Below are 16,313 nucleotides of genomic sequence, written 5' to 3' on the forward strand. Positions count from 1 at the left end.
GTTTATCGAATGCTGAAACTTAGAATTCTAACTGCGATAATGCTAATATCAATTTTTGCCTTATCTTTGTTATCAAGACATGAAGAGGACTTCATAATATTACTATCTGTTATAGTATCATTTGTTTTGTGGGAATGGCTCATGATGTCTATTCCTACTTATGTTTCAAAAAAATTGCATTCTAGTACCAATATTTTTTTTGCTGTGTTAGTATCATTAGCGTCTATAAGCGCAAGTAGTATTATCAAATATAAGAGCATTATATATAAGACAATATTAGTTGTTAACATAATCTGGTTATTTTTATCTTTTGCCTCTGTATTTTTTGCTAGAGTATTCTCTAATGCAGAGCGTTTATTTATATCTATCTTCTCTGTTTTTTTGTGTTTTTCAGCCTGGTTTGTTATAGTGTTCTACTATATTAGTTACAGCTCATGGTTTATGATATCTCTTTTAGTCTTTATATGTTCAGTAGATGTCTTTGGATATTTTATAGGAAGATCTATTGGAAAAAAGAAATTAGCGTATAAGATTAGTCCAAATAAAACCATTGTTGGAGCAGTGTCAGGTATCTGTGCTTCTTTTATATGGTTTTATATAAGCAGCTTCATTGACGGTAGCTTTTCAAGTATTCTAATAGATAGATGGTCATTATTTTTAGCATTATTATTTTCAATAGTATTATCTTTTATTGCCATATTCGGTGATTTATTCGAGTCTTTACTAAAAAGAAATTCAGGAATTAAAGACTCAAGTAATCTTCTACCTGGTCATGGTGGTGTCTATGATAGGTTTGATACGATAATTTCAGTTGTTCCTACGGCGTTTTTATTATCAGAGGTATTGTTTTGAGTACATCTCGTCGAGTTTTTATTTTTGGATCTACCGGATCAATTGGTAAAAAAGCCCTTGAGGTTATTGATAATTTTCATGAAGATATTGAGGTTTTTGGTATTAGTGCTTATAGCAGAATAGATTGTTTAGTTGCTCAGGCCATTAAATATAGGGTTAAAGTAGTTATTGTTCCCAGTACTCAATCTAAAGAACTTTTTTATGAAAAATGGACTAGTGATAATCCTATTCCTAAATTATTGGTTGGCTCTCAATCTCTTGTGGATATAGCCTATGACAACAGTTATGATACGGTCATCGCTGCAATTGTAGGCATAGCAGGACTTCCATCAGCTCTAGCTGCAGCTAGAGCTGGGAAGCGTATTTTATTGGCAAATAAGGAGGTCCTGGTAGTGGCAGGAGATCTTTTTATGCAATACGTTTCTTATTATAAAGCAGAACTAATTCCCATAGATAGTGAACACAGTGCTATTTTTCAATGTCTATACGGTAATGCAAATAGTATTAATTTTAAAAAAATAGAAAATAATGTTAGGCGTATACTATTAACAGCTTCGGGAGGTCCGTTCCTTGAATATAGTACAGATAGTTTGCAAGATATAACTCCTGCAAAAGCATGTTTGCATCCAAAATGGAGTATGGGTCGCAAGATATCTGTAGATTCATCAACTATGATGAACAAGGGATTTGAAGTTATTGAGACTTACTGGTTATTTAATATTCCTATAAGAAAAATTGAAGTATTGGTACACCCGCAAAGTATAATACATTCTATGGTTGAGTATATCGATGGTTCAGTGATAGCACAGTTAAGCAAACCTGATATGGGTATTCCTATATCTTATGCTTTGGGTTTTCCAGAGAGAACAAAAAATGAAGTTGGATTTATAGATTTCAAAGATCTTATGAAGCTTGAGTTTTACCAGCCTGATTTTGTGAAATTTCCATGTTTATCATTAGCTTTTGATGCGTTAAAATTAGGACAGGCACATTGTATCGTTTTAAATGCAGCGAATGAGGTAGCAGTAGAGGCCTTTCTTAACGATTCTATAAAATATACAAGTATTCCAAAAATAATAGAAGAATCTATAAATTGGTATGAGAAGAAAACTCCTTACTTATTAAATAATTTAGATGATATATTGCACTTAGATATGGTTTCTCGTAGTTTTGCTTATAAAAATTTGTCGTCTATTATGAAATAAAGTATCGCAGTATCGCGCTTATATTCTAGAAATTTTTTGTTTTTAAGAGAATATTATGATAATTACTAACATTCTTTAACATATTAGGACCGGCTTAAGATGTCTTTCTTTAGATTAAATATATTATTAATAGCATTTGTTGTATTTTTAATTCCTGGGATCTCATATTCTTCTAGTTGTTTTATTTTACATGATATACGTATTGATGGAATTAATAAAATTGACAAGTCTATGATTATTGAAAAATTACCGTTTCAAATAGGAGAAAAGATATCAGAAAAAGATTTATCGAGAGTTGTAAGCGATATATATGCTATGGGGTTTTTTGATGATGTTTCTATTAAGATAGTAAATGATATTGCATTGATTAGTGTTAAAGAAATGCCTATTGTGCGCTCAGTGAGTTTTAATGGAGTTAATGTTTTTAGTAAAGAACATATGCTTAATATGTTAAATAAATTTGGTATTACTCAGGGATCTTTTTTTAACAAAGACTCTCTAAACAATATTAAAAATGAAATAACACTTAATTATTCTACGAAAGGTATACACTGTATAGATATATCTTTAGATAAAACCATTGTTTCTGATGATCTTGTTGATATAACTTTTAATATTAATGAGGGACCGATAGCAAAGATAAGAAGTATTAATATAATAGGTAATAAAAGTTTCTCAGAAAAATCACTACTAAAATTATTCAAATCGAGTCCTACAAATATATTTTCTTGGTATACAAAGAATGATGTATTTATAAGAGAAATTTTAGAATCTGATTTAAATAAATTACGTATTTTTTATATGGATAATGGTTATGCTAATTTTAAATTACATGATCAAAAAATTGTTTTTTCCTTTGATAAAGATATGGTTGATATATTGATCACTATAGATGAAGGAAAGTTATACAAAATTAATAATGTAAAATTGCTATGTAATTCATATGAATTTTATAAAAAAACTCTTGATTTAATAAATATTAAGAAAGGTGATATTTACTCTATATCTAATATAAATAATGCAATTATTTCAATAAAAGAATATTTGGGCAGTTTGGGATTTGCATTAGCTGATATAAATTTTTTAATAGAAACTAAAGAAGAATCTTTGGTTGATATTGTTTTTAGTTTGGATATTGGAGATATTGTTTATATTAACAAAATTAATATTACAGGTAATTCTTACACACTAGATAAAGTAATAAGAAGAGAGCTTCGTCAGTTTGAATCATCTATATATAATTATCAAAAAATTAAATTATCTAAAGAAAAGCTAGATAGATTAGGTTTTTTTAATAAGGTTTCGATGGAATTTAATCAATTCCCTGATTCGAATGATCTTGTTGATATAAATATAAATGTTGAAGAGAAGCCAACAGGCGTTTTTAACGTTGGCTTTGGATATGGATCCTCGGATAAGATTGTGTTTTCTGCTGTTGTAAGTGATGACAATCTATTTGGGAATGGCTCTGATCTAAGATTACAGTTAAATCGTAGCAGAGAAAGTAGCTCGGCTACAATATCATATACGGATCCTTATTTTCTAGATAAGAAAATTAGAAGTACTGCAATGCTTGACTATAAAATTAATAATCAGCATGGAGAATGTAATAATTGTAAGATTAAATCTTTGAAGCAAGGGGTGATTCTAGGGATCCCAGTTTCAGAGTCAAGTTCTTTATCCTTTGGTTTTTCGCTAGAGAATAATAATATTATTTCTTTTAACAAGTTATCATCAGTGTACAATAGGTTTTTAGATCAGTATGGTTGCAATACAAAATCAATTAATATAAATTTAGGGCTTTCAGATGACACTCTTGATAGTAATATTTTTCCTAGATCTGGATCGTTTAAAGGAGCAAAATTAGATTTTTCGTTTATTGATTTGAAGTATGTCCTTGTAACTGCTAATTATCAACGTTATCTACTATTTGCTGACAAGTATTTATTATCTGTTAATGGATTAATTGATTATGGAGTAAGTTACGGTAGTAAAGATTATCCGTATATAAAAAATATATATGCTGGTGGTATAGGTAGTGTTCGTAGCTATAGGGCTTCCTCTGTAGGTCCAAAGGATTTTCTTACTGGAGAATATATTGGAGGATCTAGTCGTATTTTAGCTAATGCTCAATTCTACATACCTCTTCCAGATAGTTCTATAGATAAGGTTTTAAGACCTTTTATCTTTATTGATGCTGGCAGGGTTTTTAATAAAAGCATTAAAAAATACAATGATTCTATTGATTGTGGGTGGCGTTATTCTACTGGTCTAGGGGCTTCATGGAGATCTCCTGTTGGTATGATGCAAATTTCTTATGGAATGCCTCTGAATAGACATATGGGTGATGATATACAGTATCTACAGATACAAATGGGAACTAGTTTTTAAATACTTTGATTTTTATTTTATTAAGAGTGATATTATGTTTAACTTTGCGTTTGATAAATTTTCTGGATATATAATAAATAAACTGACTTTTACAACTCTTTTTATTTTTGTTTTTATTTCCATAACACCCTTTTATTCTTTTGCTGAAGAAATAAAAATAGGTTTTGTAAATACCGATCGTGTTTTAAAAGAGTCTAATCCTGCTAAGTCATCTCAAAAGAAAATTGAAATAGAATTTAAAAAAAGAGATGAGGAACTACAAAAACTAAGTTTAAGCTTGCGTTCTCAGATTGAGAAATTTGATAAGGAATCTTTGGTAATATCAGAGAATGATAAGATACATCTACAAAGAAACTTAAATAACCTTGATGTAGATTTGCAACGTAAGCGTCGTGAATTCCAAGAAGATTTTAATAGAAGAAGAAATGAAGAATTCTCTTCTGTGATTTCTATGATAAATGAGAGTATTAAGAATATTGCTGAGCAAGATGGTTTTGATCTGATATTACAGGACGCTATCGCGGTAAATCCTAGAATTGATATTACTGATCAAGTTATTAGTAGTTTAAATAAATAATATTTATGCCCACTTTATTAGATAAAGACCAATCTATAAATCTGGAAGAATTATTGTCTTTGGTTGACACATCTAACATAAATTGGCAATTAAGATTAACAAATACTTCTGTATTGATAAGAGGAATAGCCAATTTATCTAAAGCTATCGTAGGTGATATTTCTTTTTTAAATGATATTAGTTACATAAAGTATATAAATAATACCAATGCTTCAGCAGTTATTGTTAGCAACAAAATTTATTCAGAATTTTTAATAAAAGGTATTCCAGTTTGCAATTTTATTGTATGCGACAATCCATATTTATTATATGCGAGAGTATCTCAGTGGTTCAATAGTAAATTATCTAGAAATATAGACTATAGCATCCATCCCTCTGCCATAGTATCGAAAGATACAATTATAGCTGACAATGTAAAGATAGGGCCTTATTGTATAATCAACAGCGGTGTTATTATTGGAACAGGCACTAGAATAGGGTCTAGATGTGTTATAGATAACAACTCAGAGATAGGTGATAACTGCCTGTTATACTCCGGTGTCACGCTATATCCTAATACTATAGTTGGTTCTAGATCATGTTTCCATAGTGGAGTTGTATTAGGTGCTGATGGTTTTGGATATGCTTTAGATAAATATGACAATACTTTTGTTTGGAATAAAATATATCAATTTGGTCATGTTGAAATTGGTAATGATGTTGAAATAGGGGCTAATACTACTATAGATAGAGGGGCTTTAGATAATACTATTATCGGTAATGGTGTGAAACTAGATAATCAGATCATGATAGGGCATAACGTGATAATAGGTGATGATACAGCTATAGCTGCTTGCGTTGGTATAGCTGGATCAACCAAGATAGGAAAAAGATGCACTATAGCTGGAGCTGCTATGATTTCTGGTCACTTAACTATTGTGGATGATGTTCACATATCTGGAGCTACTGCAATTATATCAAATATTATGAAGTCTGGTCGCTATACAGGTATTTATCCATACTCTACCCATTCTGAATGGCAGCATAATGCTCCTATTATTTCAAAATTATCAAAAATAAGAAAACTCATTAAATCATTTTTTAAGAAATGATAGATATATGATTAGCAACTTTGCCTTAGAAAATTTTAGGATTTTATAAATGGAATTAAACATACAAGATATAATGAAACGCTTACCACATCGTTACCCCATGTTGTTAGTCGATCGTGTAATCGAGATGATTCCAGGAAAATCCATAGTAGCTATTAAAAATGTGTCAATCAATGAACCTTTTTTTAATGGCCATTTCCCACATTTTCCTGTTATGCCAGGAGTTTTAATCGTAGAGGCATTGGCACAATCAGCAGCTTTATTTTCTTTTATTGACGATGGAAATCTTGGGAAAATTGATATAAATACAGCCTATTATTTAGTAGGTATTGATGAAACTCGTTTTAGACGCCCAGTTGTTCCAGGTGATCAGTTACGTTTAGAAGTAGATGCTGAACGTTTAAGTCGTTCTATTTGTAAATACAAAGCACGCGCTCTGGTAGATTCTAAAATTGTAGCTGAAACTAAATTAATGTGTGCAATTCGTAAACTTGACAATTAAATGAATAGAAATATACACCCTACTGCTATTGTAGATGTTTCAGCTAATATCGATAGTTCTGTTGTTGTAGGACCATATACAGTAATAGGACCTAATGTTAGCATAGATTCTGGAACAATAGTAGGGGATCATTGTGTTATTGATGGAAATACTACCATAGGAAAAGATAATGTATTGTACCGATTCTGTTCAATTGGAGGAGTTCCTCAAGACAAAAAATATAAAAAAGAATCTACAGAACTAATAATAGGCGATCGTAACACAATAAGAGAATTTACAACTTTTAATATTGGTACTGCTCAAGATAGATCTAGGACTACTATTGGTAATGATAATTGGATAATGGCCTATGTTCATATTGCTCATGATTGTTTTATTGGAAATAATATAACGTTAGCAAATTCAGTACAATTAGGAGGCCATGTAAATATAGGCAATTGGGCAACAATAGGTGGATTAACAGGCATTCATCAGTTTTCTAAGATAGGGGCTTATGTTATGGTGGGTGGTAATAGTTCTTTGATTCAGGATGTTCCACCATTTGTGCTATGTGCTGGAAATCCGTCTCGACCTGTTGGTATAAATATAGAAGGATTAAAACGTAGAAATTTTTCAGAAGATTTAATACTTGAGATCAAAAAAGCATATAAAACAATTTATCGTCAGGGTTTGTCTTTAATTGAAGCCAAATCAAGGTTACAGTCATTTTATGAAAATTCTACAGAATACTCTCTTTATTTAAAGATAATTTTAGATTTTTTGAATAATTCAAATAGAGGTATTATTAGGTAAAAAAAGAATGATTCTTAGAGTTGGTATTGTGACCGGTGAGCCTTCTGGAGATTTATTAGCTAGTCGTATATTTAGAGATATGCACAAATACATTAATAATGTTTCTTATGATGGCATCGGTGGTAAAAATTTAAAAGATTTAGGATTTAAAACAGTTTTTCCAATGGAAAATTTATCTATTTTTGGGTATTTTGATGCTTTTATAAGATTTCCTAAAATATATTATATATATAGAAGTCTAATAAACAGATGGATTAAAGATCCTATCTCTATTTTTCTTGGTATTGATTTGCCTGATTTTAATCTAAGAGTAGAAAACATACTTAAGAGATCAGGTATTCCTACGGTACATTTCGTAAGCCCATCTATATGGGCATGGCGTTATAATCGAATAAATCAAATTCGTGAAGCAGTATCGCACATGTTAGTAGTCTTTCCTTTTGAAGAATGTATTTATAAGAAAGAAGGTATCCCTGTAACTTATGTAGGTCATCCTTTAGCTTCAGAAATTCCTCTAAAACCAAATAAAAATGAAGCTAGGAAAATTTTGAATATTAATGCTAGTAAAAATGTTTTAGCAATATTGCCAGGTAGCAGATCATCAGAGATAAAATATCTAACCCCTAGATTTCTAGAAACAGCTAGATTGTTACATAAAAAAGATAATAAATTGGAATTTATAGTACCAATGGTAGATGAATTAAGAAGATTAGAATTTGAAAAGATTTTACAGAAATTCTCGGTACCCAATATAAGATGCCTGAGTGATAGAGATATAAGTGAACATTCTGCAGGAAAGCCTATATCTTGGTATGCTATTGAAGCTAGTGATGCGGTTTTGTTAGCAAGTGGAACAGCAACATTAGAGAGTGCTCTATTTAAAAAGCCCATGGTTATTTCTTATGTCTTGTCACCACTAAACAAGAAAATAATGTCATGGAAAGCAGGTCAGAAGCATCCTTATACCCCATGGGTTGGATTGCCTAATATTTTAGCTAGTGATTTTTTAGTACCAGAATTACTACAGGAAGAGGCTAGCCCTGAAAATTTATGTAAAGCTACTTGGAAAGCATTAACAGACGAGAATTATCGTAATAAAGTTATTAGTAATTTTATTTTTATCCATCATCAGTTAAAAAGAGATACTCCGAAATTAATATCAGAAACTATATTAGATCTTTTAAATAAATGACTTGTTATAAATTAAGTGATATAAGTAATTTTTCACATATTATTGCTGGTGTTGATGAGGCTGGTAGAGGTGCATTGGCTGGACCGGTATATGCTGCAGCTGTTATATTAGATGAAAGATCCCCTATTGAAGGTTTGGCTGACTCTAAAAAACTCTCTCCCAAAAAACGTGAATATTTATCTAAATTAATAAAACAGAAATCATTGTGCTGGAGTATTTCTAGTATTGAGGCTAGCGAGATAGATAATTTAGATATTTTGCAAGCAACTATGTCTGCTATGAAGAACTCAGTATTAAAATTGCAAATATTGCCAGATATTGTTCTAATTGATGGCAATCAAACTCCAGAGTTAGAATATAAAGTACTAACAATAGTAAATGGAGATAATCTCGTACCTGCTATATCTGCAGCTTCCATATTAGCAAAAACAGAAAGGGACAGAGAAATGTTAAATTTACATTGTCTATATCCACATTATCTGTTTAATAAACATAAAGGATATGGAACGGAAGAACATATTACTTTATTAAAAAAATATGGGCCATGTAAAGAACATAGAAAAAGTTTTTCTCCAATAAAGAATTTTACCAATTTTACAAGTATTAACTTACGCTAATCTACGATTTAGACCAATTTCTTGTAAAACAGTTGTGGCTATTTCTTCAATTGATTTTGTAGTTGTTGATAACCATGGTATACCATCTCTTCTCATCATTTTTTCTGATTCCGTAACTTCATAACGACATTGTTCTATAGTTGAATAAGAGCTATTAGGACGTCTTTCATTTCTAACTTCAGATAGTCTCTCTGGATGTATTGACAAACCAAAAAGTTTATTCTTATACGGAATTATTGTGGAGGGTAAAGTATTTCTTTCAAAATCATCTGGTGTTAATGGAAAATTTGCAGCTTTTATTGCATATTGCATAGCTAGATATAGACTAGTTGGGGTTTTCCCACAACGTGAAACTCCTATTAAAATAACATCAGCTTGATTTAATTGATGTACGAATTGACCATCATCGTGCGATAAGCTGAAATTTATGGCATCTATTCTGTTACGATATTTTTCCGTATTTGTTACATTATGAGATCTCCCAATAGAATTATTAGATTTATGACCGATAAGCTGCTCTATGTTACTTACAAATGTGCCAAATATATCTAAAAATATTCCGTTCGCACTGCGTACTGTATTCATTATTTCATGATTTACTAATGTGCTAAATACGATAGGTTGATTGCCAGTATCAAGTGCATTTTGATTAATTCTGCTAACTACTTCTTTTGCTTTTTCTATAGAAAATATGAATGGTAAGTGTATTTGTTTGAATTTAATGGTATCGTCGAACTGTGACAAAACAGCATTACTGAATGTTTCGGCTGTTATACCTGTGCTGTCTGAAACAAGATACACAGTTCTTTCTATTATTTCTTGATTCATTTATTTAAATCCTTTTAAAAAATGCGATCTCATATTATATTTAGATCTTAAATAGTGATAGTTTATAAATTTTCATTATAATGGACATTATTATTAGAATCATATGATAAACGTATTAATAGTTTTAGTTTGTTAATCATATTATTTTTATATTTTATAGGTGATTTAAATGTCTTACATAATTCCATTTGAGAAGTTACGCATGTCAGATGTGGCTTCAGTAGGCGGCAAAAATGCTTCTCTGGGTGAAATGATCAGTCAGTTGTCAGATGCCGGGGTTAGAGTTCCTAGTGGTTTTGCTACAACAGCACATGCTTTTAGGGATTTTTTAAGTTCTTCTAATTTAGATAAAAAAATATCTGAAAAATTACGTAATCTAAATCCAGATGATATACATGAATTGTCTAAAGCTGGTTCTGAGATTCGTGACTTGATAATGAGTACAGATTTTTCTGAAGAGTTTGAAAGAGATATAAGGGATGCTTTTAAGAAATTAGACGTGGATGGAAATGGTTCATTTGCTGTTAGATCATCAGCTACCGCCGAAGATCTACCAGATGCTTCTTTTGCTGGACAGCAAGAAACTTTTCTTAATGTGGTAGGTATTAAAGATATTTTAGAAAAAATAAAACATGTGTTTGCTTCCTTGTATAATGATAGAGCAATATCTTATAGAGTTCATAAGGGGTACGATAATACTGATGTTGCTTTATCTGCAGGTATACAAAAAATGGTTAGATCAGATAAAGGAAGTGCTGGTGTTATGTTTACAATAGACACTGAATCTGGTTTTTCTGATGTTGTGTTTATAACCTCTTCATATGGTTTAGGTGAAACGGTTGTGCAGGGGGCTGTAAATCCAGATGAGTTTTATGTATTTAAACCTTCTTTAGAAAATGGTTTAGATTCTATCGTAAGTCGTCGTATTGGTTCAAAGCTAATTAAGATGGAATTTAATGATGATCGCAGTGATGGTTCTGCAGTTCGCACTGTTGATGTTAGTTTATCTGATAGAAATAAATATTCTTTAAATGACATTGAGGTCACTGAGCTAGCAAAATATGCTGTTATAATCGAGCGTCACTACGGTAGGCCTATGGATATCGAATGGGGTAGGGATGGAGTTGATGGTAAGATATATATATTACAAGCTCGTCCTGAAACAGTACAATCTCAGCAAGTTAATAAAGATGTACAGCAACGTTATAAATTAAAGGCTACTGGTAAAGTATTGATAAGTGGTAGAGCTATAGGACAAAAAATAGGATCAGGTCCGGTAAAAGTAGTTTTTGATACTTCTGAAATAGATAGAGTTCAGGCAGGTGATGTATTAGTTACGGATATGACTGACCCTAATTGGGAACCGGTGATGAAGAGAGCATCGGCAATTGTAACAAATAGAGGAGGAAGAACTTGCCACGCTGCTATAATAGCTCGAGAGCTTGGTATTCCAGCTGTTGTTGGATGTGGTGATGCCACTAGTATTCTTAAAGACGGCCAGAGCGTCACAGTTTCGTGCTCAGAAGGTGATGAGGGTTATATATATGATGGATTAATAGAAACTGAAATTGAAGATGTATGTCGTGGAGAAATGCCAAGTATAGATATAAAAATAATGATGAATGTTGGTAATCCACAGCTGGCTTTTGATTTTTCACAATTACCTAATAGTGGTGTTGGTTTAGCTCGTTTAGAATTTATTATAAACAATAATATAGGAGTTCATCCTAAAGCTGTTTTAGATTATCCAAATGTTGACAGTAATTTAAAGAAGGCAGTAGAGTCTTCTGCCAGGGGTTATTCTAGTCCACGTAAGTTTTTTGTGGAAAAAATGTCAGAAGGTATCTCAACTATCGCTGCTGCTTTTTGGCCAAAACCAGTTATTGTTCGTTTATCTGATTTTAAATCAAATGAATATAGGAAACTAATTGGTGGATCGAGATATGAGCCTGAAGAAGAAAACCCTATGTTAGGTTTTAGGGGGGCTTCTAGATATATTTCAGAAGATTTTAAAGATTGTTTCCTCATGGAATGCGAAGCATTTAAGAAAGTTCGCAATGATATGGGATTAACTAATGTTGAAATAATGGTTCCCTTTGTTAGAACTGTTAATCAGGCTAAAAAGGTTATAGATTTATTAGCTGAGAATGGTTTAAAAAGAGGGGAGAATGGACTAAGAATAATAATGATGTGTGAAGTGCCTAGTAATGCTATTTTGGCAGAAAAATTTCTAGAGTATTTTGATGGATTCTCCATAGGATCTAATGACATGACTCAACTAACTCTTGGTCTTGATAGAGATTCTGGGATGGAATTACTTGCTGCTGATTTCGATGAAAGAGATGAAGCGGTTAAGTTTATGCTAAATAGAGCTATACAATCATGTATAAAATCTAATAAATATATTGGAATTTGCGGACAAGGACCTAGTGATCATCCTGATTTTGCTAAATGGTTACATGATGAAGGAATATCATCAATATCTTTAAATCCTGATACTGTTGTTGATACTTGGCAGCGTTTAGCTTCTAAGTAGAAAGTAAAAAACAATGTGTTAAGAGATACCATCTACAAGATCTTTGGTTTTGTGGGTGGTATCATAAGTTTTAGTTTTTATTTCTATCTATTTTAGTTTATACTTCATTGCTCTTTCTTTTTCTCTTTCCCACTCTTTTTCTTTAATAGTTTGTCGTTTATCATATGATTTCTTTCCTTTTCCTAAGGCTATGTCTAATTTTATTAAATGTTTCTTGTAGTGTAGATTTAAAGGCAATAAAGAGTAACCTTTTTGTTCTACTTTTCCTATCAATCTTTTTATCTCATCAGCTTTCATGAGTAATTTTCTACTGCGAGAAGGATCTATATTTACATGATTAGAAGCGCTTATCAATGGCGTTATATTCATCCCTATAATAAATAATTCTGTGTTCCGTATTACTATATACCCATCTCTTATCTGAACCTGTTTATTTCGAATAGATTTCACTTCCCATCCGTAAAGTACTATACCTGCTTCATATTTGTCTTCAATAAAATAATCGTGATATAATTTCTTGTTGTCAGCTATTTTCATAATTTTTCTAAAAATATATTATTGTGTTGTGTACATTCTATGCATAAAATATATAAATCTACCATACTTCCTTATAGTGCTAATCAGATGTTTGATCTAGTAGCTAATATTGACAAATATCAGGAGTTTATGCCTTGGTGCGGTGGATCAAAGATAGAATATCACGATGACATCCAAACAAAAGCCTCAATAATTATGATTATATATGGTATTAGTAATAGTTTTACAACTTTAAATAGATATAAATATCCAAATAAAATTGATATTGAATTAGTTGATGGACCATTTTCATATTTATCAGGGGGTTGGACTTTTACAGAAAAAATGAAAGATTCATGTGTAGTTGAGTTTGAACTTGAATATAGTTTTTCTAGTAAGTTATTAAGCATGGTAATATCTCCAGTGTTTAGTCACATAGCAAATAGTTTTATTTGTAAGTTTCAAGAAAGAGCAAATCATATATATGGAAAAAAAGATTAGTATGTCTGTATCCATATGTTATATAGGAAACGATGGAAAATATTTTCTAAAAAATTTGACTGTGCATACTGGGTGTACCATTAATGAAGCTATAGTTCTTTCTAAATTTAGCGATTATTTTTTAGATGTTGATTATTATCAGAATAATGTTGGTATTTTTGGTAAAATAAAGCCAATAGAAACTGTATTATCTGATGGTGATAGGGTAGAAATCTACAGATCATTATTGAATGATCCAAAAAAATCTAGAAGAATTAAAAGTATTATTCAAAGAAAAAAGAAAAACATTAAACATTTAAGAAAGATAGGCTAAAATGCCAGCAAAAGAACATCATAGAATTTTTAGGTCAGGTTGGCTGAGAGCAGCAGTTTTAGGAGCGAATGATGGTATAATATCCACTGCTAGCTTGATGACTGGTATTGCCGCAGCTAATTGTGATTATTATTCGATTATGAGTGCTGGTCTATCTGGTTTAATAGCCGGAGCTCTTTCTATGGCTGTCGGAGAATATGTTTCAGTAAAATCACAGTCAGATATCGAATTTGCAGATTTACAAATGGAACAGCATTCTTTGAAGAAAAATTATGATGATGAGTTAGAAGAATTAGCACAGATTTACATACACAGAGGTCTTTCTAACAAGTTAGCAAAAGAAGTTGCTATGGAATTAACTAACCATAATGCTCTCGATGCTCATGCTAGGGATGAATTAGGTATCTCATTACATAATAGAGCAAGACCATTACAGGCAGCTCTGGCATCAGCAGTATCTTTTGCTCTAGGAGCGATGGTTCCACTATCTGTTTCTTTGTTTGCTTCTATAGAATTTTTTATCCCAACTATTATAATAAGTTCAGTTGTTAGTCTCGGAGTATTAGGTGCTATTTCGGCAAAAACCGGTGGCGCATATATATGGCCTGCTGTTAAAAGAATCACTATACTTGGAGCAATATCTATGTTGTTTGTTTCAAGCACTGGTTCGTTGTTTGGAGTTCTTGGAAACTAGGAATGCTAATTTCTGAGCTAGATATGTTTTTATATTATCAAGCAATGTTTATAATGTTTTTAAAAAGAATTTTTTATAGTATCACTATATTTTTTTTACTGTTTTTTATTCTTTTTTTCTGTTTAATAGTAGATTCTTTTGTTTGGTTTATCAAACCATTAGATATTAATCAAAATACTAGTGATGAGTTTGTTGTTAAATTTGGAGATACTACTAGAGATATCATAAAATCCATCAGAGATACTGGCATCTATATACCTGAAGATAAATTCTTATATATTTCTTATATTTTTAGACTTGATAAAATTTTTAGAGCTGGTATTTATAAAATCTCAGCCTTTGATAGTCCTGTTCTTTTAATGAGAAAATTGGTTAATGGAGATTGTATACAGAATGATAATTTCAGAGTAGTTTTTATAGAAGGATGGAAATTTAATCAATTTCGCGAAGAACTTAAGAATAATCCAATTATCAAACAAACAATAATTGATATTAGTGATAATGATCTGATGAAAATGATTGGTTCTGATATTTTATGCCCAGAAGGGTTATTCTATCCTGATACATATCATGTAACACCTGGACTATCTGATTTGGATATACTAAAGACTTCTTATAAAAAAAATCAAATGATTATTACTAGTTTATGGGAAAATCGCCAAAAGGATATACCAATAAATACTCCTTATGAGGCCTTAATTCTTGCATCTATTATTGAAAAAGAGACTGGTATTAATGATGAACGCGGTATTATAAGTGGTGTTTTTATTAACAGATTGAAATTAGGTATGCGTTTACAATCTGATCCTACAGTTATATACGGTATGGGGGATCTATTTGATAGTAAAGAAAAAAATATTGACTTAAAGAATGATACCCCTTGGAACACATATACTAGAGTAGGTTTGCCTTTAACTCCTATATCATCAGTTAGTATGTGTTCTATGATAGCAGCGCTACATCCAGAAAAACATAATTATATCTATTTCGTATCCAGAGGAGATGGTACTACCGATTTTTCAGAGGATTTATTGTCACATAACGCTAAAGTATATAATTTTCTTATAAAAAGAGGTCTTGATTTTGTTAGGTAAATTTATAACCCTAGAAGGAATTGATGGGGCAGGAAAGAGTACTAATTCTTTATGGCTGGCAGATATGCTGCGCTTTAAGGGTATAAATGTCATAAATACTAGAGAGCCTGGAGGAACAGAATTAGGTGATAAGATACGCTATCTCATCTTAGAAAATGAAATGTTATCTGAAACGGAGACTATGTTAATTTTTGCCGCTAGATTTGAACATTTTAAAAAAATTATACAGCCAGCAATAAAAAATAATATATGGGTAATATGCGATAGATTTATAGATGCTACTTACGCATACCAAGGCTCAGGTAAAGGTGTTAGTGCAAATCTTATTAAAACTTTAGAAGATTTATTAATTACAAATATAGTTCCTGATCTGACATTATTATTTGATATACCATTTGATTTAATGACTCAACGAATCTCCCTTATAAAAAAATTAGATCGCTTTGAGAAAAACAATGGTATTTTTTTTAATAAAGTGAGAAATTCTTATTTGGAAATAGCTAGAAATAATCCTAATAGAGTAAAAATAATTGATTCCTCTCGAGATCTAAAACATACTCAGTTTTGTATAAGTGGCGTAATGGATAATTTTTTAGGATCTTTATAATAAAA

Annotated in this window: 17 protein-coding genes; 15 read left to right on the forward strand and 2 right to left on the reverse strand. The window is 31.0% G+C overall.

Annotated features, from left to right (window positions below; translation table 11 throughout):
* The first annotated feature begins 9 nt into the window (after positions 1-9).
* The 9 genes from ST1E_RS01675 to rnhB all read left to right on the forward strand — a co-directional run bounded on the left by ST1E_RS01675 (position 10) and on the right by rnhB (position 9,219).
* On the forward strand, positions 10-852 hold the full coding sequence (locus ST1E_RS01675) for a phosphatidate cytidylyltransferase (protein ID WP_015389515.1): 843 nt from the start codon (positions 10-12) through the stop codon (positions 850-852).
* Positions 849-2,057: a 1-deoxy-D-xylulose-5-phosphate reductoisomerase gene (dxr, locus tag ST1E_RS01680; protein WP_015389516.1), complete on the forward strand. Its 1,209-nt coding sequence runs from the start codon at positions 849-851 to the stop codon at positions 2,055-2,057. The genes ST1E_RS01675 and dxr overlap by 4 nt, the downstream gene beginning before the upstream one ends.
* Positions 2,058-2,156: 99 nt before the next feature.
* A complete protein-coding gene (gene bamA / locus ST1E_RS01685; RefSeq protein ID WP_015389517.1) occupies positions 2,157-4,448 on the forward strand; it encodes an outer membrane protein assembly factor BamA in 2,292 nt (763 codons plus the stop codon).
* Positions 4,449-4,482: 34 nt separating this feature from the next.
* Positions 4,483-5,025, forward strand: a complete 543-nt coding sequence (locus ST1E_RS01690) for an OmpH/Skp family outer membrane protein (protein WP_015389518.1) — start codon at positions 4,483-4,485, stop codon at positions 5,023-5,025.
* 5 nt (positions 5,026-5,030) lie between these two features.
* Positions 5,031-6,116, forward strand: a complete 1,086-nt coding sequence (lpxD, locus tag ST1E_RS01695; protein WP_015389519.1) for a UDP-3-O-(3-hydroxymyristoyl)glucosamine N-acyltransferase — start codon at positions 5,031-5,033, stop codon at positions 6,114-6,116.
* A gap of 49 nt (positions 6,117-6,165) precedes the next feature.
* Positions 6,166-6,618 (forward strand): 3-hydroxyacyl-ACP dehydratase FabZ, encoded by a 453-nt coding sequence (gene fabZ / locus ST1E_RS01700; protein WP_015389520.1) that lies wholly within the window; start codon positions 6,166-6,168, stop codon positions 6,616-6,618.
* Positions 6,619-7,410 carry an acyl-ACP--UDP-N-acetylglucosamine O-acyltransferase gene (lpxA, locus tag ST1E_RS01705; RefSeq protein WP_015389521.1) on the forward strand — a complete coding sequence of 264 codons (792 nt, stop codon included), beginning with the start codon at positions 6,619-6,621 and terminating at the stop codon, positions 7,408-7,410. It begins immediately after the preceding gene.
* Between the two features lie 7 nt (positions 7,411-7,417).
* Positions 7,418-8,602, forward strand: coding sequence for a lipid-A-disaccharide synthase (lpxB, locus tag ST1E_RS01710; RefSeq protein ID WP_015389522.1), 1,185 nt, complete (start codon positions 7,418-7,420; stop codon positions 8,600-8,602).
* Complete coding sequence (gene rnhB / locus ST1E_RS01715; protein WP_015389523.1) at positions 8,599-9,219, forward strand: ribonuclease HII; 621 nt, start codon at positions 8,599-8,601, stop codon at positions 9,217-9,219. The genes lpxB and rnhB overlap by 4 nt, the downstream gene beginning before the upstream one ends.
* Here the strand turns inward: rnhB and ppsR are convergent.
* On the reverse strand, positions 9,211-10,047 hold the full coding sequence (gene ppsR, locus ST1E_RS01720; protein ID WP_015389524.1) for a posphoenolpyruvate synthetase regulatory kinase/phosphorylase PpsR: 837 nt from the start codon (positions 10,045-10,047) through the stop codon (positions 9,211-9,213). The two genes, rnhB and ppsR, sit on opposite strands and share 9 nt — an antisense overlap.
* Positions 10,048-10,216: 169 nt before the next feature.
* Here ppsR and ppsA point away from each other — a divergent pair, with 169 nt between their 5' ends.
* Positions 10,217-12,583 (forward strand): phosphoenolpyruvate synthase, encoded by a 2,367-nt coding sequence (ppsA, locus tag ST1E_RS01725; protein WP_015389525.1) that lies wholly within the window; start codon positions 10,217-10,219, stop codon positions 12,581-12,583.
* 87 nt (positions 12,584-12,670) lie between these two features.
* Here ppsA and smpB read toward each other — a convergent pair whose 3' ends face one another.
* Positions 12,671-13,120, reverse strand: a complete 450-nt coding sequence (gene smpB / locus ST1E_RS01730; protein ID WP_015389526.1) for an SsrA-binding protein SmpB — start codon at positions 13,118-13,120, stop codon at positions 12,671-12,673.
* Positions 13,121-13,159: 39 nt separating this feature from the next.
* On the opposite strand from smpB, the gene ST1E_RS01735 reads away from it, so the two are divergent.
* Genes ST1E_RS01735 through tmk form a run of 5 tightly spaced genes read left to right on the forward strand, consistent with a single transcriptional unit; the run spans position 13,160 to position 16,308 of the window.
* Complete coding sequence (locus ST1E_RS01735; protein WP_015389527.1) at positions 13,160-13,600, forward strand: type II toxin-antitoxin system RatA family toxin; 441 nt, start codon at positions 13,160-13,162, stop codon at positions 13,598-13,600.
* Between the two features lies 1 nt (position 13,601).
* Complete coding sequence (locus ST1E_RS01740; protein WP_015389528.1) at positions 13,602-13,913, forward strand: RnfH family protein; 312 nt, start codon at positions 13,602-13,604, stop codon at positions 13,911-13,913.
* A gap of 1 nt (position 13,914) precedes the next feature.
* Entirely contained in the window at positions 13,915-14,607 is a 693-nt protein-coding gene (locus ST1E_RS01745; RefSeq protein WP_015389529.1) for a VIT1/CCC1 transporter family protein, read from the forward strand.
* A 2-nt stretch (positions 14,608-14,609) separates the two neighbouring features.
* The gene (gene mltG, locus ST1E_RS01750) at positions 14,610-15,701 is read left to right on the forward strand and encodes an endolytic transglycosylase MltG (RefSeq protein WP_015389530.1); all 1,092 of its coding nucleotides are present in this window, start codon (positions 14,610-14,612) and stop codon (positions 15,699-15,701) included.
* Positions 15,691-16,308, forward strand: coding sequence for a dTMP kinase (gene tmk, locus ST1E_RS01755; protein WP_015389531.1), 618 nt, complete (start codon positions 15,691-15,693; stop codon positions 16,306-16,308). The genes mltG and tmk overlap by 11 nt, the downstream gene beginning before the upstream one ends.
* The last annotated feature ends 5 nt before the right edge of the window (positions 16,309-16,313 follow it).

This window comes from Candidatus Kinetoplastibacterium galatii TCC219 (assembly GCF_000340905.1).
Taxonomy (GTDB): domain Bacteria; phylum Pseudomonadota; class Gammaproteobacteria; order Burkholderiales; family Burkholderiaceae_B; genus Kinetoplastidibacterium; species Kinetoplastidibacterium galati.